This window comes from Paenibacillus sp. FSL E2-0151 (genome assembly GCF_037993015.1).
Classification (GTDB): Bacteria; Bacillota; Bacilli; order Paenibacillales; family Paenibacillaceae; genus Paenibacillus; species Paenibacillus amylolyticus.
Genome location: NZ_CP150308.1, coordinates 2,810,423 through 2,835,248 on the forward strand (window position 1 = coordinate 2,810,423; position 24,826 = coordinate 2,835,248).

General features: G+C 45.4%; 25 protein-coding genes. 23 read left to right on the forward strand and 2 right to left on the reverse strand.

The features are described 5' to 3' along the window. Positions 1-137: 137 nt before the first annotated feature. From MHI55_RS13055 to MHI55_RS13090, 8 genes are all read left to right on the forward strand, one after another. Positions 138-1,019 (forward strand): sugar ABC transporter permease, encoded by an 882-nt coding sequence (locus tag MHI55_RS13055; protein WP_076249702.1) that lies wholly within the window; start codon positions 138-140, stop codon positions 1,017-1,019. A gap of 17 nt (positions 1,020-1,036) precedes the next feature. After that, positions 1,037-1,933, forward strand: a complete 897-nt coding sequence (locus tag MHI55_RS13060) for a carbohydrate ABC transporter permease (RefSeq protein ID WP_256719966.1) — start codon at positions 1,037-1,039, stop codon at positions 1,931-1,933. A gap of 189 nt (positions 1,934-2,122) precedes the next feature. Beyond that, a complete protein-coding gene (locus MHI55_RS13065; protein ID WP_076216217.1) occupies positions 2,123-2,671 on the forward strand; it encodes a glutathione peroxidase in 549 nt (182 codons plus the stop codon). Positions 2,672-2,736: 65 nt separating this feature from the next. After that, the gene (locus MHI55_RS13070) at positions 2,737-3,600 is read left to right on the forward strand and encodes an AraC family transcriptional regulator (RefSeq protein ID WP_047842609.1); all 864 of its coding nucleotides are present in this window, start codon (positions 2,737-2,739) and stop codon (positions 3,598-3,600) included. Positions 3,601-3,736: 136 nt separating this feature from the next. Beyond that, the gene (locus tag MHI55_RS13075; protein WP_036609033.1) at positions 3,737-3,991 is read left to right on the forward strand and encodes a hypothetical protein; all 255 of its coding nucleotides are present in this window, start codon (positions 3,737-3,739) and stop codon (positions 3,989-3,991) included. A gap of 148 nt (positions 3,992-4,139) precedes the next feature. Further along, on the forward strand, positions 4,140-4,739 hold the full coding sequence (locus MHI55_RS13080) for a nitroreductase family protein (RefSeq protein ID WP_074094703.1): 600 nt from the start codon (positions 4,140-4,142) through the stop codon (positions 4,737-4,739). Between the two features lie 94 nt (positions 4,740-4,833). Next, positions 4,834-6,465 carry an S-layer homology domain-containing protein gene (locus MHI55_RS13085; protein WP_256719965.1) on the forward strand — a complete coding sequence of 544 codons (1,632 nt, stop codon included), beginning with the start codon at positions 4,834-4,836 and terminating at the stop codon, positions 6,463-6,465. A gap of 181 nt (positions 6,466-6,646) precedes the next feature. Further along, a complete protein-coding gene (locus MHI55_RS13090; protein ID WP_076249700.1) occupies positions 6,647-7,564 on the forward strand; it encodes an NAD(P)/FAD-dependent oxidoreductase in 918 nt (305 codons plus the stop codon). 119 nt (positions 7,565-7,683) lie between these two features. Here the strand turns inward: MHI55_RS13090 and MHI55_RS13095 are convergent, their stop codons facing one another. Further along, a complete protein-coding gene (locus MHI55_RS13095) occupies positions 7,684-7,893 on the reverse strand; it encodes a hypothetical protein (protein WP_076249699.1) in 210 nt (69 codons plus the stop codon). Between the two features lie 244 nt (positions 7,894-8,137). On the opposite strand from MHI55_RS13095, the gene MHI55_RS13100 reads away from it, so the two are divergent. The 5 genes from MHI55_RS13100 to MHI55_RS13120 all read left to right on the forward strand — a co-directional run bounded on the left by MHI55_RS13100 (position 8,138) and on the right by MHI55_RS13120 (position 11,591). After that, positions 8,138-8,491 (forward strand): DUF3243 domain-containing protein, encoded by a 354-nt coding sequence (locus MHI55_RS13100; protein ID WP_036609024.1) that lies wholly within the window; start codon positions 8,138-8,140, stop codon positions 8,489-8,491. A gap of 610 nt (positions 8,492-9,101) precedes the next feature. After that, positions 9,102-9,668, forward strand: coding sequence for a hypothetical protein (locus MHI55_RS13105; RefSeq protein ID WP_036609022.1), 567 nt, complete (start codon positions 9,102-9,104; stop codon positions 9,666-9,668). Positions 9,669-9,824: 156 nt separating this feature from the next. Continuing rightward, positions 9,825-10,682: a heme o synthase gene (gene cyoE, locus MHI55_RS13110; RefSeq protein WP_076318604.1), complete on the forward strand. Its 858-nt coding sequence runs from the start codon at positions 9,825-9,827 to the stop codon at positions 10,680-10,682. A 196-nt stretch (positions 10,683-10,878) separates the two neighbouring features. Beyond that, positions 10,879-11,361 carry a tetratricopeptide repeat protein gene (locus tag MHI55_RS13115; protein WP_036609020.1) on the forward strand — a complete coding sequence of 161 codons (483 nt, stop codon included), beginning with the start codon at positions 10,879-10,881 and terminating at the stop codon, positions 11,359-11,361. 32 nt (positions 11,362-11,393) lie between these two features. Then, entirely contained in the window at positions 11,394-11,591 is a 198-nt protein-coding gene (locus tag MHI55_RS13120; RefSeq protein WP_340390187.1) for a hypothetical protein, read from the forward strand. A gap of 42 nt (positions 11,592-11,633) precedes the next feature. Here MHI55_RS13120 and MHI55_RS13125 read toward each other — a convergent pair whose 3' ends face one another. Beyond that, positions 11,634-12,512 (reverse strand): LysR family transcriptional regulator, encoded by an 879-nt coding sequence (locus MHI55_RS13125; protein ID WP_340390189.1) that lies wholly within the window; start codon positions 12,510-12,512, stop codon positions 11,634-11,636. 165 nt (positions 12,513-12,677) lie between these two features. Here MHI55_RS13125 and MHI55_RS13130 point away from each other — a divergent pair, with 165 nt between their 5' ends. From MHI55_RS13130 to MHI55_RS13175, 10 genes are all read left to right on the forward strand, one after another. Continuing rightward, positions 12,678-13,625, forward strand: coding sequence for a DMT family transporter (locus MHI55_RS13130; protein WP_047842617.1), 948 nt, complete (start codon positions 12,678-12,680; stop codon positions 13,623-13,625). 205 nt (positions 13,626-13,830) lie between these two features. Further along, positions 13,831-14,844 carry a LacI family DNA-binding transcriptional regulator gene (locus tag MHI55_RS13135; protein ID WP_340390191.1) on the forward strand — a complete coding sequence of 338 codons (1,014 nt, stop codon included), beginning with the start codon at positions 13,831-13,833 and terminating at the stop codon, positions 14,842-14,844. Positions 14,845-15,090: 246 nt separating this feature from the next. Further along, positions 15,091-17,640 (forward strand): glycoside hydrolase family 2 protein, encoded by a 2,550-nt coding sequence (locus tag MHI55_RS13140; protein ID WP_340390193.1) that lies wholly within the window; start codon positions 15,091-15,093, stop codon positions 17,638-17,640. A 166-nt stretch (positions 17,641-17,806) separates the two neighbouring features. Next, positions 17,807-18,322, forward strand: a complete 516-nt coding sequence (locus MHI55_RS13145; RefSeq protein WP_101313885.1) for a hypothetical protein — start codon at positions 17,807-17,809, stop codon at positions 18,320-18,322. 77 nt (positions 18,323-18,399) lie between these two features. Then, positions 18,400-19,104 carry a response regulator transcription factor gene (locus MHI55_RS13150; RefSeq protein ID WP_101313886.1) on the forward strand — a complete coding sequence of 235 codons (705 nt, stop codon included), beginning with the start codon at positions 18,400-18,402 and terminating at the stop codon, positions 19,102-19,104. Beyond that, positions 19,101-20,141, forward strand: a complete 1,041-nt coding sequence (locus MHI55_RS13155) for an ATP-binding protein (RefSeq protein ID WP_017688949.1) — start codon at positions 19,101-19,103, stop codon at positions 20,139-20,141. The genes MHI55_RS13150 and MHI55_RS13155 overlap by 4 nt, the downstream gene beginning before the upstream one ends. A gap of 34 nt (positions 20,142-20,175) precedes the next feature. After that, positions 20,176-20,901: a cytochrome c biogenesis protein CcdA gene (locus MHI55_RS13160; protein WP_257467851.1), complete on the forward strand. Its 726-nt coding sequence runs from the start codon at positions 20,176-20,178 to the stop codon at positions 20,899-20,901. Between the two features lie 18 nt (positions 20,902-20,919). Beyond that, on the forward strand, positions 20,920-21,501 hold the full coding sequence (locus MHI55_RS13165) for a redoxin family protein (RefSeq protein ID WP_101313888.1): 582 nt from the start codon (positions 20,920-20,922) through the stop codon (positions 21,499-21,501). A 16-nt stretch (positions 21,502-21,517) separates the two neighbouring features. Further along, positions 21,518-22,606: a peptide-methionine (R)-S-oxide reductase MsrB gene (gene msrB, locus MHI55_RS13170; protein ID WP_340390195.1), complete on the forward strand. Its 1,089-nt coding sequence runs from the start codon at positions 21,518-21,520 to the stop codon at positions 22,604-22,606. 236 nt (positions 22,607-22,842) lie between these two features. Further along, entirely contained in the window at positions 22,843-24,753 is a 1,911-nt protein-coding gene (locus tag MHI55_RS13175) for an AraC family transcriptional regulator (protein ID WP_340390197.1), read from the forward strand. Positions 24,754-24,826: the final 73 nt, after the last annotated feature.

Below are 24,826 nucleotides of genomic sequence, written 5' to 3' on the forward strand. Positions count from 1 at the left end.
CCATGTTGTTTCTCTCCCGAAAGGCACTGCCGAAATACATATATCTGTGATATCAGGTACAGGGTTATGTTCCTTAAATGTTAGAGGACATCTTGTTATGCTTAATTCCAGAACAGATGTTAAGGAGTGGGGAGCATATGCATAAATCCTGGATGAAACGGCAGAGCAGACTCGGGTATCTGTTTATTGGGCCCAATATGATTGGCGTGCTGTTGTTTTTTATTATACCGGCTGTTTATTCGTTCTATCTCATGTTCACTGATTACAAATTCATGAGCCCGGAGACGAATTTCGTAGGGCTGGACAATATCCGTCGGATGTTGAATGATGATCTGTTTGGCGTGGCGCTGCGAAATACATTTGTATTTCTGTTAGCGGTTCCGGTATCGATGGGGTTGGCTTTTATCGTGGCGGTGGCGCTGAACAAGTCGGTGTATTGGCAAAAAACGCTGCGTGCTCTCTATTTCATGCCCTATATCACCAGCGGTGTTGCCATCGCTTTTGTCTGGATGCTGCTGTTCCAGCCAACATCGGGGCCCATTAATGGCTTCTTGCGGGGGATCGGTATTACGAATCCACCCGGATGGTTATCAACAACCGAATGGTCCATGTATGCGATTGATATCATCTGGATCTGGTTCATGCTGGGTTACAACATGATTATTTATCTGGCCGCTTTGCAGGAAATTCCGGAGGAATTGATTGAGGCTGCAAGGATAGATGGAGCCCGCCCTTGGCAGACGATACGCCAAGTGATTTGGCCGCTTGTGAGTCCAACTACCTTTTTGCTGCTGATTACCGGATTGATTATGACCATCAAAAACTTTGGTATCATTCAGGCGATCACCCAGGGTGGTCCGGGGAACAGTACAACCGTACTGTCGCTGTTTATCTACCAGAATGCCTTCCGCTACTACGAGATGGGATACGCTGCTGCCATTAGCTGGGCACTCTTTGCCATCATTATGGTCTTCACTGTATTGCAGTGGCTTGGTCAGAAACGTTGGGTTCACTACTAAGGAGGGGAGGAGTCGTTATGGAGAAACAAATTGCCGCGAATGCGAAGCCCACAGCTCCGCATTCACCTAAAGTTAGAGTCCGCATGGAGTCCTTGACGCAGATTCGAAAAATCATACTGACACTTCTGATGTCCGGGTTTGCCCTGCTGATGATTATGCCGTTCATCTGGATGATCAGCACGTCGTTCAAATCTCCTGCGGACGTATTCACCTATCCCATCCAGTGGATACCCTCCAGCCTGAACTGGGAGCATCATATTAAGGTTTGGAGTGGAGCGGATACCTTTGCGACGTATTATCTGAACTCGTTGAAAATATCGCTAATTAGCACGGTCGGAGCTGTATTTCTCTCGGCTTTTGCAGCCTATGGCTTCGCACGGATTCAATTCAAAGGCCGGGAGACACTGTTCCTGATCTATCTCTCGATGATGATGGTGCCACCGCAGGTACTCTTTGTACCGAAGTTCCTGATGTTTGAATGGGTAGGCATATATAATACGCATTGGGCATTGATCCTGCCCGGAATGTTCACGATCTTTGGGGTGTTTATGCTGCGGCAATTCTTCCTGTCCGTGCCTTCAGAGATCTCGGAAGCGGCGTTCATCGACGGTGCCGGTCACCTGCGCATATTCTTCAGGCTGATTCTGCCCTTGGCGAAGCCAGCGCTGGCTACACTGGCCATTATTGATTTCTCCTGGCACTGGAATGACTATGAGAATGCGCTTGTGTTCCTGATCGACAAAGACTTGTACACCGTTCCGCTCGGACTGCAGAACTTTATTCTGGAGAATAATGTGGACTACAACGGCATGATGGCCGCTGCCACGGCAGGCATTATTCCGATGATCATCGTTTTCCTCGTGGGTCAGCATTATATCATTCAGGGCGTGGCCGGAAGTGCCGTTAAGGGCTGAAGATGCTGTCACTGTGATCCCATATAATAACCCTTTTGCTGAACGAAGAGATTTTCGCGGCAGAAGGGTTTTCTGTTGAAAGGGAGAGTAACTTATCTTGCGCGATACAATAGTTCAAACTTCGTATATAATTAACAATGACATATGATGCTGTATGACTACATAACTATCGCGAGGTGCACTAGACTTATGCCAACCATCTACGACTTTACCGTAACCAGAACCAGTGGAGAGCGTTTCCCACTCTATCAATATGAAGGAAAACCTGTGCTCATCGTAAACACGGCAAGTAAATGTAAATATACGCACCAGTTCGATGACATGCAGAAGCTGTATGACCAGTACAAGGATCAAGGACTTCAGATTATTGGTTTCCCGTGTAACCAGTTTGCAGAGCAAGAGCCTGGAAGCAGTTCGGAAGCGGAATCGTTTTGCCAGATTAACTATGGTGTGAAATTTCCGATGTTCTCCAAACTGGATGTGAATGGAGAAGCGGCGCACCCGCTCTACGACTTTTTGAAAAGATCAGGGCCTTTTGCAGGCTTTGATGAAACAGATATACAGGCCAAATTATTGAAATTAATGGTGGCTGAGAAGGCACCAGAATGGTTACACGGCGATGCAATCAAATGGAATTTCACAAAATTCCTGATTGATGCAGAGGGTCGTGTGGTCAGACGCTTCGAACCTATCGACTCCATCGACGAGATTCAAGAGAGTATTAAACAGCTTCTATAATTTCACTTTCATATATCCTACAGGGGCATGATACAAATCGTTTCCCTCTTCCGAACAGGAGGTGCATGAATGTGCCGAGCATGATGCAATTTAGCGCTTCACTGGAGTATAGTTACCGATCCACCAGCATATTTAACCCAGGCAAGTCAGATGGATTCCATTCACATCCACATTATGAGATTTATTATTTTCATGATGGAGAATGTACCTATATCATAGGAGACCGGGTATATAACCTGGAGCCGGGTGATCTGGTGTTAATGCATGGCCTGACTCTTCATCGACCACATCCGAAGCCAGGCAGTGCTTATGAGCGAAGCACACTGCATTTTGATCCGTCTGCAATCCGCAGCAGCCTGCATCCGGACCGTATGGCTGAGGTCCTTAGACCATTTGAAGAACTCAGAAATTGCCGGGTCAATCTGAAGGGAGATAACCGCTCTGAATTCGAAGCTCTATTGCATGATCTTCATCGTCTGTCTCAAAGTCAGAGCAATTTCAGGCAAGAGCGAATGAATGTCAGACTGTGTGATCTGTTGTATTTTGTAGCAGAGATCTGCCAGGGTGATGTCCAGGAACAACTTCCCTCATCGGAGAGGGAGCGGCATGTCCAACACATTATTCGTTATGTGGATACCCATTATATGAAGGACATTGGTCTGGATGATCTGGCACTGGAATTACATCTGTCCAAGCCATATCTGGCAGGCATGTTTAAGGAAATGACAGGTTTGACGATATTTAAATACCTGTATGACCGCCGTATCAATCAGGCGAAGCTTTTGTTTCAGTTTCAGCCTGAGATCACCGTGACAGAAGCAAGTCGATTGTCCGGTTTCAAACGCCTTTCGCATTTTAGTCGGATGTTCAAACAAAGTGTGGGATGTTCGCCTGATCTGTACCGTACCCAATTGCATCGCCAATCATAGAAGTCGTCTTTGAGCTGACCAGCTTGTCTGGTTGGCTTTTTTTGTTGGTTTTTGTTTGAGGAATGCATCCGACTGTGTTTAGAGGACACGCAGAACAGGTAAAGAAAGGTAATGAACCCAGAGGAGGCGAATATGAATGAAACAGCGCACACCGGATCAGAATAACAACGATACCCAACAGGAACAATCCCGTGACAATCCTGAACAATATAAGACAGAGCACGAAAGTCTGCTTGACCGACATGAAGAAGAACAGACCGTAGATCCAATTCCGATGGAAGATCTGAATATGGAAGCTCAGGAAGAGAAGAATAAAGATCAGACAAAAAGTAACTCGTCTACGGAAGAGAAATACCGGGCGGATTATCGTAAAAAGACGGGCGAAGGATAATTTCAATTGCTGTATTGGGCAAACTTGTTGAAATGTTTTCAGTGAATGTATATTTAGTGAAAATAAATTAGTTTGTTGACTAATGTATGTTACTATATTATAGTTACTGTGTTGGCAACTGAAAAAAAATTTTGGGAGGCGAATAAGAATGACAACTTTTTTTGATGCGTTGAAAAACAGAAGATCTTATTATGGAATCAGCAAGGAATCTACAATTTCGGATGCTAAAATCCAGGAAATCGTAGAAGAAGCGGTGAAATATACACCAACTTCCTTTAACTCACAAACATCCCGTGCCGTTGTATTGCTCGGTGAACAACATGATAAATTGTGGAATCACACAGAAGAAATTTTGCGTGAAGTGGTAGGTAATGAAGAAGCCTTCAAATCCACAGCAGAGAAAATGACTGGATTCCGCAGCGGATATGGTACGGTTCTCTTCTTCGAAGATAACAATGCGATCGCACAGCTTCAACAAAATTTTGCAGCTTATGCAGATAACTTCCCAATCTGGGCTAACCAATCCAACGGTATGTTGCAACTGGTAATCTGGACTGCTCTGGAACAAGAAGGTCTGGGTGCATCTTTGCAGCACTACAACCCGTTGATTGACGAGAAAGTGAAGCAAGAATGGAGCATTCCTGAGAACTGGAGATTGATCGCTCAGATGCCATTTGGTAAACCAACGGCAGCACCGGGTGAGAAAGAATTCCAACCCATTGAAGAGCGCGTAAAAGTACACAAGTAAGCTTCGCATTTCCCAACATTTAACCACATACGGCCTCGCTTCAATTTGATACGATGATAGTTGATCGTAATCCAATGAAGCGAGGCTTTTTGATGTGAATAATAGATTAAAAGACATAACGAACCAACGGATATGGAAAATGGCTTTATGCGGGTTATTAACACTTGGATCGCTGGCTGGATATGGCTCTACTGTTCAGGCTGCAACCGTGCAGCAACAGTTTCAGGATACGCAGACCAGTTACGCCAAGGATGCCATTACACATCTGGTGGCAAAAGGCATTGCTGCCGGTACGTCAGAGACTACGTTTGAACCGAAGAAAGCCGTTACTCGTGCAGAATTTGCGACGTTTGCGGTGAGATTACTAGGTTTGAAGCCCGTTAAAAATAATATTAATCCCTATCAGGATATAAGCATGAATGCTTGGTATTACGGCAATGTTGCCGCCATGACGAATCTTTTTATTCTGGAGGGTAAGGGTCAGGGAACGTTCCAGCCTAATGCTTCTATTACGCGCGAAGAAGCGGCTGCCCTTCTTGTTCGAATGTTAAAACAACAACCCGTAGAGACATCACTCTTATCTTCAACGTATTTTGACGCAGCGGATATCTCGGACTGGGCACGTCCTTATGTTCAGACGGTATATCAACTTGGACTAATGCGGGGAAGCGGAGGCGTGTTTCGACCACATGACCAGGTAACGCGAGAAGAAGCAGCCGTAATGCTCGATGCCATTTTACAAAAGAAAACATGGTCTGAGCAGTTACAACGTGGGGATGAACTTGGCGTTCAGCTGGGCTGGCAATATAACTCCACTACAACTGAATTCAAGAAACAAGTGGAACAGTCTGAGGTCAACACACTTGTCCCACGCTGGTTTTTCCTGAACAGCAGTATGAAAGTAACAGATCACGCGGACCCTGCATTGATCTCCTGGGCATCCGCCACCGACAGGCAGCTATGGCCATTGCTCGGTAATCGTTCGGATTCGGCACTTACGCATCAGATGTTATCCAGTTCGGCCAACCGAGCTGCAGTGATCTCACAGGTAGCCGCTTATGTCAAAACCTATAAATTGGACGGCATTAATGTGGACTTTGAGAATGTTGATCCTGCGGATCGTGAAGGGCTGACGGCATTTGTGACCTCTTTGACGGCTACGTTGCACGCACTCGGTGCTGTGGTGTCCGTGGACGTTTCGCCCGACCTGGGTACTGATTGGACGGATGCATTTGATTATGCCAAACTGGGCGCTGTATCGGATTATATGGTGCTGATGGGATACGAGGAACACTGGAACGGTGATCCGAAAGCAGGATCAGTGGCGTCTCTTCCATGGGTAGAAAAGGCTTTGGATACCATGCTCTCCGAGGTGGTACGTGCCAAAACAATTTTGGCCCTTCCGTTATATACACGAGACTGGTCTTCCGTGAATCCGGCAACCAGTTCTTGGGACATTACACTGGCAGACCAGGGAATGCGTGCGCATGCTACGGGATCTGTAAGACGATGGGATGCAAGTCTGGTTCAATATATTATCGGGTACAACAGTAATGGTAAGCCAAGATATATATGGGCAGAGGACAGTCGTTCGTTATCAGCCAAAGTGTTAATGAGTGAGCAACGGCAAATTGCTGGACTGGCTTACTGGTATATGGGCGGCGAAACAGCGGATGTATGGAACGCCATCTCGAATGCATCGCGATTTGAATCGTATAACTTCTAAGCAATCATAAATCTTATAGGCCCAAACTCACCGTGATTCCTACGGATGGTTTGGGCCTGTTTATTTTGGTATAAGATAAGCAATATGAGGAAACGTTTAAGCTTGGCTGAACGGTTTAATGTATATAAGGACAAACTGTTTAATTAAATTAGATAAATGGAAGTTCAGGAGGAGAAGGAGCATGCGAGAGGTTGATTGCATAATTGTAGGTGGAGGGCTCGCAGGGCTTCAGGCAGCCATTCAGCTTGGACGTTATTCAGCTCATCAGGTGTTGGTAATCGACGCGGGAGAAGGCAGATCGACGTTATGCCGGACTTATCATAATATCCTCGGTTTCCCCGATGGGGTATCCGGTGAAGAGCTTAGAGAACGAGGCAGGATGCAGGCAGAGCGGACTGGTGTATCTTTTGAGAAAGACCGTATCATTAAAGCGGAACGTAAGGGAGAACATATTCAATTATTCGGTACTTCCGGATCTGAATATAGGAGCAAAACCGTGTTATTGGCAACGGGGCTCACGGATAGAGTTCCGGACATTCCGGGACTAACCCCTACGCTGGGCCGAACGGTGTATGTCTGCCCTGATTGCGATGGTTATGAGATTCAGGATCAACGTACGGTACTATTGGGATCTGGCGAACCAGGTGCCAATATGGCGATGATTTTAATTCAGCGTACGAATGATCTGTTATATATCAATCATGAGCAGGCTCCCATATCTGCAGAGTTGCATCGGAGCATGAAAGAGGCGGGAGTTCGTTATCTGGAAGCGGCTGTTCAGGAAGTACAACAGATTGAGGATGGCCATATCACCGGTGTTCTGACCGAAGATGGACAGATCTTTGAGTCGGAGCGTGGTTTTATCGCTTTTGGAGGCAATCGGGTGCACTATGAATTGGCAGAGCAGCTGGGAGCTGTAATCGCAGATAATAAACATGTAGAAGCCGATCCGCGCAGCTTACAGGCAGCGACGAATGTATGGATTGCCGGGGATCTGGGTTTACATGCAGAGCAAGCAACGGTTGCGATGGGTGAAGGTTCCATTGCCGCGATCTGGATTCATAAGGCGTTACAGCAGATGACAAAAGATTCACGTTGAATTGCACCTCCAGATATGAGGTTGATTATTCAATCGTTCATTACCAAAAAGTCCTCCCAAGCCATGCATGTGGCAGGAGGACTTTTTGAGCTATCTTTTGCTAGGGAGAAAAGTTACGCTTATTTGTCTGATGAATCCGTTGACTTGGAAGAAGACGTCTTGTCCTTTGAGTCATGGGTGAAGTCTTTGCGAATGTTGTCCACGATATCACCAACCACGCCTTCGATCATATCGGTTGGTCCGGGATTATTTTTGTCTGGATGGATAACGGTATTCACTCCTGGTTCAAGTTCATCGTTTGTCTTCTCATGTTTGGTTTTATCACGCATGGGAAATCCCTCCTGGTTCGATATTGTATAAGGTGTTCATTAACATATCCAAACACCGTTACGTATATGTAAACGATTAACCGCTGTAGTTCTTTTGAAACGTGTACTTGCTCATATATAGAAGATATATACAGAATTGAACGTACTGATTAAACTTCAGCAATACGTTTATATTATAGATAACCTGAGTATTAAGTTTAAAGCTTGAAACCAATAAACAACTATTATGCAGGAGGTTATTCAAATGAATGAAGAAAATCATGTAATCCATAAAGATGGCCAAGTTTCAACTGACAAGGTGGACAATGCAATTGAGAAGATTGCGCCGGAAGAAAGAGAACAGATTTTACAGAACTTTGATGCATTCAAAGAATACCTAGGTAAGCGAATTGCCATGGGAGAATCGATTGGACTAAGTGAGGAGCAGATGGCCAAAATTGCCGAGAAAGTAGCGGATTATCTGGCAGCTCGGGAGGAACCCCGTAATCGTGAAGAAAAACTGCTTCAGGAGCTGTGGAATGTCGGCAAGGAAGATGAACGCCACATGCTGGCTCATATGCTCGTTCGTTTGGCACAAAGCTCCACACCCAATCATTAAGATTAGCATCTATGCGTAAGCATAGGAAATACTTTGAGCAGGTCTTCAAACCTGCCAAAAACCTGCCAAAAGCTGGAGCGTAACTCTGAGCATGTCTGGAGCAGGGCAGATAGAGGGGCGCTAACGAACCTGTGACGTCTTATTCAAGGGTTTGAAAGTCCCGCAGCAATCTAAGGAATCTGACACACGTTATATTGGTATAAACAGCCGTTATTAGCGTGTTTTCAGGGAATTCTGGCAAATAACGTGTCTCATGTTCCTTACAAAATAAAAGGGGCGCCAGATGGCCAAATAAGATGTCCTCGATTCCTTAGCTATCTGGACACAGACATCCTTCAACGTATCACTTGCCTGAGTTTAAAAGACACACCCCAGTAAATAACCTCTGAATGGCGATGCCTTCAGGGGTTATTGCCGTTTACGGAGACTACAGAAAGGAGTGATGACGCACATTGTAACTATTTTTAATCTGGCTGATACTTTTATAATCCCTGTTCCAAGTATGATAAGAAAAGAAAGAACGTTGGTATCGATAGTTCACATGAGCGTTTGAGAAGCAAGACTTCCGGTTAAGGAATAGTAACGTTCATATTAAGGAGAGATGTTACCTATGAAGAACGCGACAAAACAATGGAAACTAGGAATGATCGGTGCAGTTGTTGCTTTACTTGGTATGATTGTGCTGACTACATATTTACTTACCCCTGCGAATGCTCAAGGTAGTACGGACGCTCAACAACCTTCTGCGAAAGAAGCTCAAGTTGCAAACTCCGAGATGTTTACAGCCTATGTTGAAGGTATGCATATAGAAGACGGCAAATTGTTTATGACAGTGGACAAGATTGGCTGGTATCAGGGTGAAGAAGCCGATGCGATTTTTGCACAGCGCAATCCGGAAGCAGGTATAGACGGTGCTCCAGATGGTTACTATATTGTCAATGACAGCAAAGAGCAGGAGCAGGTTGAGGTTAGTGCCAATGCTGAAGTATTGATGCAGTTGTATGATCGGGATGGTACGATGCAGGGCGCAGACATTCAGTGGAATGAACCTGTGACATTATCCAAGTTCGAATCGTTGTATGAGAATACCCGTATTCTTGATCTGTCCGTATTCCCGTATCACCTGACGGTGCAGGACGGAAAAGTGACTAAAATTGTGCAACAATACATCCCATAAAATAAGATGAAATTCATCATCAAGCATTCCTCCTGTTCATTGGAACGGTGAGGGATGCTTTTTGGTTATGACAAATTCATGAAAGCGATTGTAATTAATGGTAGGTACATGTATCATTATTGGAATGGCGTTTTTACATAGTTCAGGAGGAGCCTCATGCTTAAAGACATGATTGCATTAACTAAGCCCGGACTTCTAAGGTTAAATGTGTTTGCGGTGGCGGTAGGATTCTGGGTAGCTTCAAAATGGGATATCAACTGGTTATCTCTGCTCATGGTCGTGATTGGATCAACCTTGGTTATTGCTTCAGCTTGTGTAATCAACAATTATTGGGATCGTGAATTGGACCAAAAGATGGAGCGCACCAAAAAAAGGATGGATTACATTAACCATCTGAAGCCAGGGTTTGTACTTGGCTATGGCATTATCCTTGGTGTTGTGGGACTAGCAGTACTATTTTTCCTGGTGAATCCGTTATCAGGGTGGATGGCACTGCTTGGGTGGTTCGCTTACATCGTGATTTACACGATGTGGTTGAAACGCAGTTCGACGTGGAGCACGTCGCTGGGTGGAATTGCAGGAGCAATGCCGCCTGTCATCGGTTATACGTCTGTAACCAATGAGATTGATGCAGGTGCCTGGTTGCTATTTGCACTATTATTCTTGTGGCAACCACCACACTTCTGGTCATTGGGTATTCGCCGGGTAGAGGAGTATCGTGCTGCTGGCTTCCCGTTGTTGCCAGTGGTTAAAGGGGTGAAACGCACCAAGTTTCAGATGATTCCTTATGTTTTTCTGCTGCTTCCTGCTGTATTCCTGTTGTATTATTACGACTACGTAGGTCTGGTATTTCTGATTGTATCTCTGGTCGGTGGATTGATCTGGTTTGTGCATACCCTTAGCGGACTGAAGACACAGGATGATGAGAAGTGGGCAAAAGTAAACTTTCTGATCTCGGTGAACTATCTCATGCTTGTATTTATTGTTATGGTAGCGAATACGGTATGGTCTTAATTAGACGATGAACAGATCGTTTTCAGAGAGATTTCAGCTTAAACTAGCTGGCTGCATCGAATGAAAAAGCACACGATGGAATAGCGTTTGGACAACCTTGAGTTGTTACAACATATTCTCTAGGGTGCTTTTTTGGTATAATAAAACAATTGAATCATATAAGTGGAAATTATAATGCAAGATGGGAAGTGACAGCATGAGTAATTTGGAACAGGCCGTGCGATGGAGACAAGAAGGCAAGGTGCAGGAAGCGATTGAACTACTGCAAGAGATTACAGTCCAGGAACCCGAGAATGCGAATGTCTGGTATCAGCTGGCTTGGGCACATGATTCGCTTGGATTGGAGCGGGAAGCTGTCCCGCATTATGAGAAGGCACTAAGTCTTGGTCTTTCTGATGAGGACAGAGCAGGGGCGATACTCGGGTTGGGCAGCACATATCGAACGCTTGGACAGTATGAGCAGGCAAAGGTTTGGTTTGAAAAAGGGATGAAAGAATTCCCGGCGTACCGGGAATTTGAAGTTTTCTATGCCATGGTGCTCTACAATCTGGGTGAACATGCAGAAGCGATGCAACGACTGCTCGTGCAACTTGCGGACACATCAAGTGACAAGAGAATCAATGACTATAACAGAGCAATCCGTTACTACGCAGATCAGCTCGATCGGGTGTGGGAATAGATCGAATACACAGAAAAGGGAGAGATGGATGAATGAACTCCAATCAAGATCTGAAACAGGTAAATGAAAGGTTGGATCAAATTGAGCGAAAGCTGGATAACCTGGGAGGCAGTCAGCAGAACAAACGCTCACCTGGCGTGCGCTTCCTGATTGGTTTTGGCATCACGATTGCGATTATATCTGTACTGCTGCTGACTCTTGGTGTTATCCAATTTGTGAGTACCGGATAGGAGAAAAAGGATCATACCGATAAAGGTAGTGATTCTCCACATTTACTTACATAGCCTGGCAAGCCACTGTTGCACCTCTTCAATGAACCGCCGCGTAGCGGGCGATAGATTGCCCAAAGATGGGCAGGCGATGCCAATTGTACGATAAGGATCTCCAGAGAGTGGCACGAGCGCGAGTGAATCGGTATGATTTTGAAGAACCATTTTCGGAAGCAGGCTGATACCGAGGCCATTACGGACCATCGCCATAATGGCTTGATCCTCGGCTACTTCATAGGCGACATTGAGCTTGGCCGCATGCTGCCGGATCAGTCGTTCAATCTCGTTATCTCCACCCCACTTGGGCAGAATAAAGGGTTGTTCCAGTAAAACATCAAACGAAACAGACTCCTCTGAGGCGAGAGGATGATCCAGAGGCAGGATGCACATCATCCTGTCTTTTTGTAATGGGATCGTCTCAAAAGGTGATGAATCGCCGAGGGATAGAAATCCGAGATCGATGGCACCTCCAGCTAGCCAGCCCTCAATCTCAGCATAATCGCCTTCCCACAGCTTAATCTCAATTCCGGGATGACGCAGGCGGAATTGTTTCAGGATACCCGGCAACCATTGTGTGGAGACACTTGCGAAGGTACCAATACGCACCGTACCAATCTCCGCGCCGCGAATGAGGGAGATTTCCTGGTTCATCAGTTCCGTCCAGCGCAGAATCTCACGTGTGTATCCCAGAATGCGTTCCCCTTCAGCGGTAACCCGCACACCGGAGCGGCTGCGATGGAGCAGGGAAAAACCACATTCTGTCTCCAGACTGGCGATGGCATGGCTGACTGCGGATTGGGTGATGTTCAACGCTTCTGCCGCTTTGGTGAGACTGCCATATTCCACAACAGTATTTAATATTTCGTATTTGATCAGTGACATGAATGGTTCCGTTCCTTTCCATTTTTGATGCATGAATTTATTTCATATAATATATTATAAATATTCATTTTTATAATGCAAAGAGATCGTTTATACTTGCCAAGGCGAGTTAGTTTGACGCACGATCACACAGCTCAGAATACATAGAATGAAGGTTGAAGCAAGATGAATGGTGTACAGGTTAATCAAGGTCAGACAACAAGAAGAGCGGACATACAGATGCTGCTCGCAACGGTTATATGGGGATCTTCCTATCTGTTTATGAAATCGGGTCTGGAGTCCATGCAAGAATTGAATCTGGTCGCATTTCGTTTTGGAATTGCCTTTATTGCCGCAGGACTTCTTTTTCATCGGCGGTTGTTTAACATGGATCGCAGAACACTTGTGGCAGGCGCTATTATGGGGACAGCTTTATTCGCTGCATTTGTATTTATCACCTATGGTGTGCAACGAACAACGACATCCCAAGCGGGATTCCTGATAAGTTTGGCCGTTATTTTTGTACCGATCCTGACGACGATCCAGCATCGTCGTATGCCGGATAAACGATTGACACTCAGTATCCTGGTTGCAGTTACCGGGCTTGGCTTGTTGACGCTTCAGCATCAGCTTAGTCTGCACATGGGAGATATTCTGTGCATACTAGCAGCACTTGTGTATGCCATCTATATCATGATTGCTGGCAAGTTCACACCGAAGCATGATCCGTTAACATTAGGGACAGTTCAATTAGGTGTTGCAGCGATGTGGGGAATTGCAGCTACATTTATGCTGGAAACGCCACGTATGCCCGATACGGCTGAATCCTGGGCAGCCATTCTCGGGTTAGGTGTTTTGTGTAGCGGCTTGGGGTATATTCTGCAGACACTCGCGCAGCGTCATGCCTCTCCTACAAGAACAAGTCTGATTTTTTCACTCGAACCACTGTTTGCAGCAGCCTTTGCATTTACCTTTCAAGGGGAATCGCTAACGTTGCAAGGGTATGCGGGAGCAGCTTTGATGTTGGTCGGTGTTCTGATCACAGAGATCAAACTTCCACAGCCTATCTTCTGGCGCAGAAAACGCCCGGTTTTACAGTCGGAACTTGGCGATCAGGGAGTATCAGGCGTATAATTGGGGGACAAGGGTCCTTTCGTCATCTTCTATGGAAGGTGGGGAGAGGGCCTTTTTGGTTATGTCGCACACCTTGTGAAACAGATAAACTACTACCTAACAAAAACAGAATAACATAACCTTGTTTTGTTGATTTTTGTTTTTTATGCTACACTGAATGGAAAATTAGGAAAAACGGGTGAGTAGGATGGCCAAAAGAGTAACGATGCAGCAAATTGCGGATGCTGCGGGGGTGTCCAAATTCGCAGTCTCCCGTGCGCTGACGGGCAAGCCTGGTGTGAGTGAGCATACACGCGAGATGATTGTCAGAACGGCGGGGCAGCTTGGGTATTTCAGAACTGAGCCTAAGCGTTATCCGGGGGAGACACAGATATCAGCTGAGATGAAGCCAGAAGCGGAGCGACAAGGCACGATATTGATTTTGTTTCCTAACGTTCGTTCTCAGAATCGATCTTCCTTATACTGGGGGCCAGTATTTGATGGCATTTCTGAGAGGTTGAATGAGAAGGGAATGGATATTTTAACGCTGACAGAACCCTCTTCAGATCGGATGTTCTCGGTCCTTAATCCCGAAGCGATCAGCGGAGTCATTACCGTGGGTACCATCTCGACATCGGTATTGCTGGAGATTTACAGGCTGCGTATTCCGCTTGTCATGGTGGATCATGAAGACCCTGCCATATACGCAGACTCGGTTTTTACGGACAATATGAAATGTATGAAAGAACTGGTTCTTATGCTCGTTGGAAAAGGATATAGAAGGTTCCAGTTTGCAGGGCAACTGCCCGATGCGGCAAGTTTTAGAGAACGCTGGCTTGGATATCGTACGGTGCTGGAAGAGAAGCAGTTGGAGGGGAAACAGCAAGAAGGCTTGCTGGGACCAGAGTATGATGAGATCCGGAGATCCATTGCTGAAATGGAACTGGAGGATATACCTGAAGTTATCGTATGTGCAAATGACCATACAGCTGTCATTGTCATTCAGGCACTCCAAAGTCGAGGCATTCAGGTGCCCGAACGCTGTGCCGTAACCGGATTTGACAATACGCAGACGGATGAACCCATTCTTGCTTCGGTACATATTAACAAAGAGAATCTGGGAACGAGAGCAGTAGATCAGCTATTGTGGCGGATTAAACATCTCGATGAGCCTTATGAACGCAAGCTGATCTATTCGGAATTAATTATTCGTGATGAATATAACGCCAGTATACAGTAATGGGATATGAATTTAAGGGTCATTTTAACAATGATCATACGGGTAAATGAAATCAGGTGAAAGACATGGAGAGGTTAGAGCTTCATGTCTTTTTGGTATGCAGAAACCAAATAATAAATTAAATTACAAAACAGATTGACTATAAGAAGCATATCGTGTTAATTTTGTTTTGTAAGTTATTTGTTTTTATAATAACAAAACCTAACAAAATAATGTTTACCAACTCTAACAACAATGGAGGCTGTCATGAGCACAATACAATCACATGTTTTTCAGAATTGGACGTTCAAGGCTTGCGAAGATCAAGAGTGGATGCCGGCTCAGGTGCCCGGCTGTGTGCATACAGATTTGCTGAAGCTGGGCAAGATTCCAGATCCTTTTTATGGAACAAACGAGAAGGAAGTACAATGGATTGATAAGATAGATTGGGAATATCAGACGGAATTTGACGTTGCCGAAACGTTGTTCTCGCAGGAACATCTGGAACTGGTGTTTGATGGTCTGGATACATATGCTGATGTGTATGTGAATGAGGTGCATGTGTTATCAGCAGATAATATGTTCCGAGTATGGAAGGCAGATGTAAAGTCTGTATTGAAGGGGAAAAGCAACATTCTCCGAATACGTTTTCGGTCACCAATTCAGGAAGATCTGCCGAAGCTAGAGAAGCTCGGATATGCATTACCGGCATCGAATGATCAGTCCGATGTTGGCGGACTTGGCGACAAGAGAGTAAGTATTTTTGCACGTAAAGCCCCGTATCACTATGGTTGGGACTGGGGTCCGCGTTTTGTAACCAGTGGGATCTGGCGTGAAGCACGTCTTGAAGGTTGGACACAGGTACGAATCAATGATGTGTATATCCAGCAAAATGAAGTAAGCGCTACCTCAGCTTCATTAACTGCTGTTGTGGAAGTCGAGACATCACAAGCGGTAGATACGATTATTCGTATCGGCGCAGATGGACAGAGATGGGAAAGATCCGTATCACTACAACCCGGAACTCAGACTGTGGAGATTCCAATCTCCATGGATGAACCGAAACTGTGGTGGAGCCGTGGGCTTGGTGATCCGCATATGTACACCTTCCTTACCGAAGTGCTTCAAGGTGAGCGAGCTGTGGCTGAATCTACAGTGAAGACTGGGCTTCGTTCCATTCGCTTGGTACGTGACAAAGATGAAGCAGGAGCATCCTTTTATTTTGAATTAAACGGGGTTGCGGTCTTTGCCAAAGGGGCCAATCACATTCCAAATGATAGCTTCATCACTGAAATTACTCATGAACGTTATCGTCATGAGATCGTATCCGCAGCCGAGTCCAATATGAATATGCTGCGCGTGTGGGGTGGCGGAATCTATGAGCAGGATGTGTTCTACGAACTGTGTGATGAATACGGAATCCTGGTATGGCAAGACTTCATGTTTGCATGCAGCATGTATCCAGGAGATGAAGCGTTCCTGAACAGTGTGAGACATGAGGCGATTGATAATGTGAAACGTCTGCGCAACCATCCAAGTATTGCACTCTGGTGTGGGAACAACGAGATTGATTCGGCTTGGGCTCACTATGTTGAGAATGGTGGCTGGGGTTGGAAAAAGGAATTTACTGCCGAGCAGCGTGAAAGCATCTGGGCCGATTACGAAGCCATCTTCCATGATCTGCTGCCAGAAGTCGTTGAAGCGTATGCGCCAGGTGTGGATTACTGGCCTTCCTCACCACTGGTATCACTGACAGGGGATGAGACGCAACATGCGCACCCATCCACAGCTGAAGGGGATATCCATTACTGGGGCGTGTGGCACAATGTAGAACCATTCGAAAACTACAACGTGCATGTGGGTCGTTTCATGAGTGAATACGGATTCCAGTCTTTCCCGGAGTACAAGTCAGTACGCACTTATGCAGAAGAAGAGGATCTGGCTCTGGAATCGGAAGTCATGTTGGCTCATCAAAAGAATGGAGCAGGTAATCGTCTGATCAAACAGTATATGGATATGTACATGCATGAATCGAAGGACTTCCCATCGTTCCTGTATATGAGTCAGGTGCTTCAAGCGGAAGCGATGAAGACAGCCATTGAAGCGCACCGTCGCCGCAAACCATTCTGCATGGGCACACTTTACTGGCAAATGAATGACTGCTGGCCAGTGGCTTCATGGGCAGGTATGGACTACCTTGGTCGTTGGAAAGCATTGCAATATTATGCGAAACGCAGCTTCAGCGATGTGTTGGTATCGGTAGATGGAACAAAAGAAGATACAACAGATATATATATCATCTCGGATCAATTACAACCTGTAAAAGGGCAGTTACAGATTCGTTTGCTCGGGTTCGATGGAACGGTGCATTGTGATGAAACACATGACGTGACCTTGGCATCTAATACAGGTGATCGAGTGCTGTCATTACGTAACGTGGAATGGCTTGAAGGTCATGATACAGCTAACACGCTGCTGCGCCTGGATCTGAAACAGGAAGGTGCTGCGAATATCGTACAGGAACACTATTTTGTACCGTCCAAAGACCTTGCTCTGCAGCCTGCAAACATCAATGTAAGCGGAGGAGCGGATGAGAACGGCGTTCATCTGGTACTGGAAAGTGACGTGCTTGCTAAACAGGTATGGTTATCTTCGGATGTGGAGGGTGTCTTCTCAGATAACTTCTTCGACTTGATTCCTGGCATTCCGGTGAAGGTGCAGTTCACTTCCAGAGAGGGATTGCAGTCTAATGATGTGATATCAAATCCGGGACCGATCGAGGTTCGATCCATGATTGATTTTATTCGTTTGACCTAGAAGAAACGGTTGGAGTCTCTCGTAAGAGAGATTTCAACCGTTTTTTTATTGAAACCTGACCCCATTTATATATCGTAATGGTTTCGTAATACTTCGCTTAGAGAATCGTAAGCTGTCTTGCTTATTGTAATCCATGTAAGTAATAAACGAATGGAGAGTGATAAGAATGATGAAAACAAATAAGAGCAAAAAAGTGATGGTAGCAGCGGTATTGGTGATGTCTATGGCCTTTTCTGGATTGGCAAGTGCTGCAGATATGAAAACGATTAAAAAGGATGGCATGGAGCTTGTTCAATTGAGACAGGCGGCGAAAATGTATGATTACAGCATTATGTGGGACAGCAAGGATAGATCTGTAACTCTGATGTATATGGGCAAAATGGACGACAAGATGATGAAAGACGACAACATGATGGAAGATGACATGATGATGAAAGACGACAACATGATGGAAGATGACATGAAGATGAAAGACGATAAGATGATGAAAGACGACATGATGATGGAAGAAACGATGATGCCTGCGGGAAAAACGATTAAATTGTGGATTGGATCGAAAAAAATCATGGTAGACGGTATGCAAGTTAACTTGAAATCGATGCCTGTCATCCATGAAGGGAATTCGTATGCGGCTGAGTCTGTAATTAAACAATACATGATGCCCGCCATGGTAATGAAGTAATTTAAGGGCTAAGCATCGCCATCACCATATGATATGATTGGCTCAAATGTATTTTCTGGAATATGGGGTGGGTTCGTTTGAATGAATGTGTACTTGTTGCTGATGATGATACAAATATTACGGACGTTTGTCGCAGGTATCTGGAACGGGAAGGTTATCTTGTCGTGACGGCTAAGGACGGTTTGGAGGCTATTGAGCTGTGGCACAGCGAAACGCCAAGCTTGATTGTGCTCGACCTGATGATGCCACATAAGAATGGCTGGGAAGTTTGCAACGAGATTCGGCAAACTGAGGATGTGCCCATTGTAATGCTGACGGCCCGGGGTGAGGAACAGGACCGTCTGATGGGACTGACGATGGGGGCGGATGATTATCTGACCAAACCATTTAGTCCGAGAGAACTTGTTTTACGTGTAAAGGCAATCCTGCGGAGAATGCGAACTGCGCAGGCATCACCTGTTACAACATCTGAATATACGATCAATTATGAAGGGCTTACCATTGATTTTACCAAGCGTGAAGTGCATATCAGCGGGCAGGTAATTGAATTGACCGTTACAGAGTTTGAGATGTTGTATTTGCTGGCAAGTCACCCGGGTCAGGTGTTCTCCCGTAATCAGATGTTAAGCAAGATTTGGGATTTTAGCTATGAGGGAGATACAACAACGGTGACTGTACATGTTCGGAGATTACGAGAGAAGATCGAACAGAATCCTTCTGATCCAAAATATATTAAAACAGTTTGGGGCATAGGATACAAGTTTGCGGGTGGTAGTTCATGAAACTTCGCACATACTTGGTGTTGTCCAGTCTCACGGGCATTGGCGTATTATTAATTTGTTTGTTCATCAGTTATTCCAAAATGCTGCTTACGATCGAACAATTGTATTGGTTATCGGCTATAACGGCAGGGGTAGGCTTACTTTCGTTTATTCTTCAATATTTGCTGACTAAGCCATTAGAGAAATCAATTGCGCGTATTACACAGCAGACTATACGAATTGCCGAAGGGGATTTCCATACGGAAGTCCCTCTCATCGGTACGCAGGAATTTAAGCTTCTGGCACAGCAATTTAATGAAATGAGTTCCAAGCTGAAGGAAAGCTTTGATCATCTGCATCACTCAGAAACCGCCAGACGAGAGTTGATCGCCAATGTTTCCCATGATTTACGGACTCCATTGGCATCCATTCAGTCATTCGTCGAAGCGTTGGAGGATGATGTCATTAAGGATAAAGAAACCTTTCAACGTTACCTGAACACGATACGACTTGAGACGAAGCGTTTGGGAGGGCTTATTCAAGATTTGTTTGAATTATCCAGCCTGGAAGCGCAAGGGGAGGTATTTGACCCTCAGCCTTGTCACGTCGATGAGTTGCTGCTCAGTACGTTGGAGAGTTTTTCGTTTCATCTCGCCGAGAAAACGCTGAACGTTGAAATCGATTTGCCCGATAAATTACCAGCCGCGGTCATGATGCCTGCACAAATGAAGCGGGTCCTTTCCAATTTGCTGCAAAATGCCATTCAATACTCTCCTATTGAAGGGAAAATCATTCTGGCTGCCGAAGAAAAGGGGCCGTTTATACGAATTTCAGTTACGGATGAAGGGGAAGGCATTGAAGCGGAGGAAACTTCGCGTATATTTGAACGTTTTTATCGAATTGACAAATCACGTAGCAAGAGCAATGGGGGGGCCGGGCTTGGCCTTGCCATCGCTCAATCGATTGTGGAACTCCATGGTGGCGAGATCGGGGTTCAGAGTACAAAAGGAGAAGGAAGCTGCTTCTGGTTCACGCTTCCGATCTACGTCAGTCGTTAACCTTGGTTAATCCAACGCAGTATTTATTCAGGTGGTGAATGACTTGACCAGTGATTTAGTATTCCTTTTCGGTGTTTTTGGTGCAGGATTGTTATCGTTTTTTGCGCCATGTATTCTGCCGCTGATCCCGGTATACGTGTCTTATCTGTCCGGAAGCATGGTCAACGGTACGAATCAGCAGCAGTCCGACACCACTTCGGATCGGTTGCGGTCCACACTTGTTTTGCGGACATTTTTATTTGTTCTTGGGCTGTCCCTGGTATTTGTTTTACTCGGTTTTGGTTCCGGCATCGTTGGTAATTTGATCTCAAGTCCTGTGTTTATTGCGATCTGCGGAGCCATCGTAGTGCTTTTTGGGATTTATCAAACCGGGTTGATCCGACTATCCTGGCTGGAACGGGAGAGAAAGCTGTCAAACAATCAAGCCAAACGGGGAGGGGATGTCGGAGCGTTCCTGTTGGGTCTAACGTTTAGTTTTGGCTGGACGCCTTGTATCGGGCCTGTGCTCGCGGCCATTCTTGGTATCGCCGCAGGAGAAGGCTCTCCACTGTATGGCGGGTTTCTCATGTTCCTGTATACCCTTGGGTTAGCGATTCCTTTTCTGATTCTGTCTGTTTTTTCGGAATATGTTATGAAGCGGATACGTCGTTTATACAGGTACATGGGCGTCATCAAAATAACTTCCGGCTGTATTCTTATTATCATGGGACTATTGTTAATGACAGACCGGCTAAACAGCTTAGTGACCTGGTTTCAATAATCATTGGAGGAATTTGGTATGAAGACGGCACGGAAATGGATGGTATCTGTAATCGTATTCACTGGAGTACTATTGATCTTGAGCGCATGTGGATCACAGCAAACAGATACAAAACAAACGGGGTCATCATCAACCCCAGCATCAACATCCGATATGAGTTCGTCAACCATGATGAACAAGGGAGAGACGGCTCCTGAATTTTCATTGCGTGATCTGAAAGGAAACACGGTTGGACTTTCTGATGTTCAAGGCAAGAAAGTGTATGTGAAATACTGGGCTTCCTGGTGTTCCATCTGTCTTGCGGGTTTGGAAGACCTGAACAATTTGGCTGGTCAAAACAATGATTTTCAAGTCATTACGATTGTGACGCCAGACTACAAAGGAGAGAAATCCTCCCAAGCGTTTACCGAATGGTTTGACCAACAGCCGTATGATAACATAACTGTTCTTTTGGATGAGAAAGGTGTATGGGCCAAGAAATTTGGCGTAAGAGCATATCCTAGTTCCTTTTATATTGGCTCTGATGGTATTTTAACGAAATCGCAGCCAGGGCATGCATCCAATGAACAGATCATGGAGTCATTACAAGAGATTTTGTGAGAAAGGAGGAAGTGTCATGAAAAGGACGCTGCTGGGCCTGTGCCTCCTTGTTATAGCGATAGTTGTGTCTGCTTGTGGAAACAGGGCTGAGAGCCATTCAGCTTCATCTTCGATATCCACTCAACCTGTCAAGGCATCGAGTGTCTCCGAGGAAAACCTGAGTAACCTGTACTTGGCAGGAGGCTGTTTCTGGGGTGTGGAGGCATATATGGCTCGTATTCCGGGGGTTCAGGATGTGACTTCCGGTTATGCCAACGGTGAAGGAAAGAATCCAACCTATGAGGATGTTATACGCGGGGACCAGGGGTTTGCGGAGACTGTTCATGTAAAATATGATCCGCAGCAAGTATCTTTGCAGAAATTGCTTGAATCTTATTTTCGAGTTATTGATCCTACCAGCTTGAATAAGCAGGGCAATGATCGTGGCATTCAGTATCGGACTGGAATATATTATACGTTGCCTGAAGATACCAAAATTATCGAGCAGGCTGTAGAGGCAGAGCAAGAAAAATATGACCAACCTATTGTAACGGAAGTAATGCCTCTGCAGAATTATTATTTGGCGGAGGAGTACCATCAGGATTATTTGGAAAAAAATCCGAACGGATATTGTCACATTGATATGACTGTCCTAGATGACCTGGAGATTGGAATTGATCCCGCTCAATATCCACGTCCAACAGATGAACAATTAAAGGAACGATTAACAGACGAACAGTATGCGGTCACGGTAAACAATGATACGGAGCATGCGTTCAGTAACGAATACTGGGATAATGAGGAGCCCGGTCTGTATGTGGATATTGCAACGGGAGAGCCGTTATTCACCAGTCGAGATAAGTATGATTCCGGTTGCGGGTGGCCGAGTTTTACAAAACCGATTGTACCTGAGGTTGTTACCTATACAACGGATACGAGCTTTGGGATGGATCGCACGGAGGTACGAAGCCGGGCAGGTGACATCCACCTCGGTCATGTGTTCGATGATGGTCCCAAAGATCGCGGCGGCAAACGTTACTGTATTAACAGTGCATCGATCCGGTTTATTCCGTTAGACAAGATGGAGGAAGAACGGTACGGATATTTATTGTCTTTTGTCGAGTAGAGAAGGGCAGCTGACTTTATTAAAAGATAATAAGGCCATAATCTTAGAACGGTTGAGATCTCTCTATGAGGGATTTCGACCGTTTTTTATTTTGCGGCATCTAACAAAAACGAAGGTAGGCTTCAAAGATGGTTGCATCATTGTTATAATTGATAATCATTATCAATTATAGGTGGGTTTTTAGTCACAATGCCAAGGTATTGTGTGTGTTTGATCGCTTAGGAGAGGGAGTTTATATGGGAATTCAGAATGACATCAAGCTGTGGGATCAGGTTCAGGTTCGCGTGCTTGATGTGCGTCTTATATCACTCGGAACACACGAGTTCATACGCAATTATGTGTTACCGACGAGTGCATTTGTGTATGTTCAAGGCAGGGGGCAGGTCTGGCTTGATGAAGAGGTATGGACTACAAACCAGTTCTTGTTGCTGCATGGGGGAAAAGGAAGACGCCTAACACTTGAAGCGACAGGGGTTATGGAGGTACATCTGATTTTGTACAAATCAACCTTGCCCTCCAATGTGCTTGTGGAGTACCGAATGATGTTGAACCAGCGTAATCCGTTTGAAGAGTCCTGGGCGACAGTGCCGGATCATACACTTGAGCTGCGTGAGCTTGTGCGGAATATACATGAATGCTGGTCAGGGCAGGAGCGAGTGGGCAAAATTCAGGTTAAAGTGTATTTTTTTCAACTGGTACAGCTTGTCTTGTTACAGCGGAGTCGCATGTTTAACGAATTTCAACAGCCTTCGCTTACCGATCAGGTTTTGCGATATATCAAAGCTCATTACCGGGAATCCATCTCACTTGATTTGCTTGCCCAGTCCTTGAGTTACAGTCCGCAATATTTATCACGCAAATTCAAGGAACAGACGGGATGTACACCGACAGAATATGTGATTCGGTTACGAATGGGTGAGGCAAGGAGTCTGCTTGCGTCCACAGAAGCTTCATTACAGGAGATTGCTGCGTATGTGGGTTATGTGGACCCATTTTATTTCAATCGTATATTCAAAAAAGAGACCGGAATCACACCAGGGCAATATCGGTTGAAGCAGCAGGAAAACTCGAAATCAGTTTCAAAAAGTACATTAAATGCAATAAATCAATCTATTGTAACAGGAGGGGATGAACGTTATCCTTTAATTGATGATGATAATCATTATCAATATAAGGGAGATGAGGAAATCAACATGTTTAACCATTTTAAATCAGCGATTATGTCGCTTGCGCTTGTACTCACATTGAGTGCTTGTGGAACAGCCCAGCAGGGGGCAGAAACATCCGAAGTTGCGGCTGAACCCGAACAACCGGCAGTCGTGGAAACCCAAATGGTAAATACGACCTTTGGTGAGGTAGAGATTCCTGCACATCCCGAGCGAGTTGCTGCCATAGATTATCTGGGAACGGTGCTTGCTCTTGGTGTCAAACCGATTGGTGGAGGCCAATTTCTGATGAACAGTCCTTATCTGGAAGGTCACATGGATGGTCTTGAAACGATAGGGGATTCCGTTGAACAATTGATGGAGCTGGAACCTGATCTTATTATTACATTGAATCCGGACAAGGCGGCTTATGAGAAATATAGCAAGATTGCTCCGACCGTTTCGATCGCATCCATCACTTTTCCGACACTCAAGGACGAAGTGAACTATTTCGGTAAAGTCCTTGGCAAAGAAGCGGAAGCAGAGAAGTGGCTGGCTGATTTTGATGAGGAGATTGCCAAAATCAAGCAGGAGGTGCAGAGTGTTGTTCCAGCTGATGCTACATTCTCCGTTATGCAGGAATATGATCGCCAAGTCTTCATTTTTGGCAATCAGTCGGGCCGGGGAGGGCGTAACATCTACGAATTGCTTGGTTTGCAAGCACCAAAGAACATTCCATCCGAGTTGATGCAGGGCGCCTATCATGAATTCTCCATAGAACTGCTCTCCAAATACGCTGGAGATTACATTGTGCTGACCAGCAAGTCTCAGTTGAAAGACCTTCAGGCAGATCCGATCTGGGGTTCATTGCCTGCTATCAAAAATGGAAAAGTGTACATATGGACGGAAGAACAATCCTGGTTCCGTGACCCTATTGCCTTGTTGAAACAGACACAGGATCTGGCTGAATGGATTATTGGACTTAATACACCGTCTAAATAAGGAACTTCAAAAAACCGTGCCGCCCAGTTTGCTGAGCAGCACGGTTTTCATTTTCTTATGTAGGACTGAACAG

What these genes read in the sequence shown, in the direction of transcription:
- MHI55_RS13060 (WP_256719966.1), top strand. Translation starts at nt 1,037, where the DNA reads ATGGAGAAACAAATTGCCGCGAATGCGAAGCCCACAGCTCCGCATTCA.
- MHI55_RS13065 (WP_076216217.1), top strand. Translation starts at nt 2,123, where the DNA reads ATGCCAACCATCTACGACTTTACCGTAACCAGAACCAGTGGAGAGCGT.
- MHI55_RS13140 (WP_340390193.1), top strand. Translation starts at nt 15,091, where the DNA reads ATGAGCACAATACAATCACATGTTTTTCAGAATTGGACGTTCAAGGCT.
- MHI55_RS13120 (WP_340390187.1), top strand. Translation starts at nt 11,394, where the DNA reads ATGAACTCCAATCAAGATCTGAAACAGGTAAATGAAAGGTTGGATCAA.
- MHI55_RS13080 (WP_074094703.1), top strand. Translation starts at nt 4,140, where the DNA reads ATGACAACTTTTTTTGATGCGTTGAAAAACAGAAGATCTTATTATGGA.
- MHI55_RS13100 (WP_036609024.1), top strand. Translation starts at nt 8,138, where the DNA reads ATGAATGAAGAAAATCATGTAATCCATAAAGATGGCCAAGTTTCAACT.
- MHI55_RS13095 (WP_076249699.1), bottom strand. Translation starts at nt 7,893, where the DNA reads ATGCGTGATAAAACCAAACATGAGAAGACAAACGATGAACTTGAACCA.
- MHI55_RS13155 (WP_017688949.1), top strand. Translation starts at nt 19,101, where the DNA reads ATGAAACTTCGCACATACTTGGTGTTGTCCAGTCTCACGGGCATTGGC.
- MHI55_RS13165 (WP_101313888.1), top strand. Translation starts at nt 20,920, where the DNA reads ATGAAGACGGCACGGAAATGGATGGTATCTGTAATCGTATTCACTGGA.
- MHI55_RS13135 (WP_340390191.1), top strand. Translation starts at nt 13,831, where the DNA reads ATGCAGCAAATTGCGGATGCTGCGGGGGTGTCCAAATTCGCAGTCTCC.
- MHI55_RS13115 (WP_036609020.1), top strand. Translation starts at nt 10,879, where the DNA reads ATGAGTAATTTGGAACAGGCCGTGCGATGGAGACAAGAAGGCAAGGTG.
- MHI55_RS13145 (WP_101313885.1), top strand. Translation starts at nt 17,807, where the DNA reads ATGATGAAAACAAATAAGAGCAAAAAAGTGATGGTAGCAGCGGTATTG.
- MHI55_RS13125 (WP_340390189.1), bottom strand. Translation starts at nt 12,512, where the DNA reads ATGTCACTGATCAAATACGAAATATTAAATACTGTTGTGGAATATGGC.
- MHI55_RS13130 (WP_047842617.1), top strand. Translation starts at nt 12,678, where the DNA reads ATGAATGGTGTACAGGTTAATCAAGGTCAGACAACAAGAAGAGCGGAC.
- MHI55_RS13055 (WP_076249702.1), top strand. Translation starts at nt 138, where the DNA reads ATGCATAAATCCTGGATGAAACGGCAGAGCAGACTCGGGTATCTGTTT.
- MHI55_RS13070 (WP_047842609.1), top strand. Translation starts at nt 2,737, where the DNA reads ATGAATGTGCCGAGCATGATGCAATTTAGCGCTTCACTGGAGTATAGT.
- cyoE (WP_076318604.1), top strand. Translation starts at nt 9,825, where the DNA reads ATGCTTAAAGACATGATTGCATTAACTAAGCCCGGACTTCTAAGGTTA.
- MHI55_RS13105 (WP_036609022.1), top strand. Translation starts at nt 9,102, where the DNA reads ATGAAGAACGCGACAAAACAATGGAAACTAGGAATGATCGGTGCAGTT.
- msrB (WP_340390195.1), top strand. Translation starts at nt 21,518, where the DNA reads ATGAAAAGGACGCTGCTGGGCCTGTGCCTCCTTGTTATAGCGATAGTT.
- MHI55_RS13075 (WP_036609033.1), top strand. Translation starts at nt 3,737, where the DNA reads ATGAAACAGCGCACACCGGATCAGAATAACAACGATACCCAACAGGAA.
- MHI55_RS13175 (WP_340390197.1), top strand. Translation starts at nt 22,843, where the DNA reads ATGGGAATTCAGAATGACATCAAGCTGTGGGATCAGGTTCAGGTTCGC.
- MHI55_RS13090 (WP_076249700.1), top strand. Translation starts at nt 6,647, where the DNA reads ATGCGAGAGGTTGATTGCATAATTGTAGGTGGAGGGCTCGCAGGGCTT.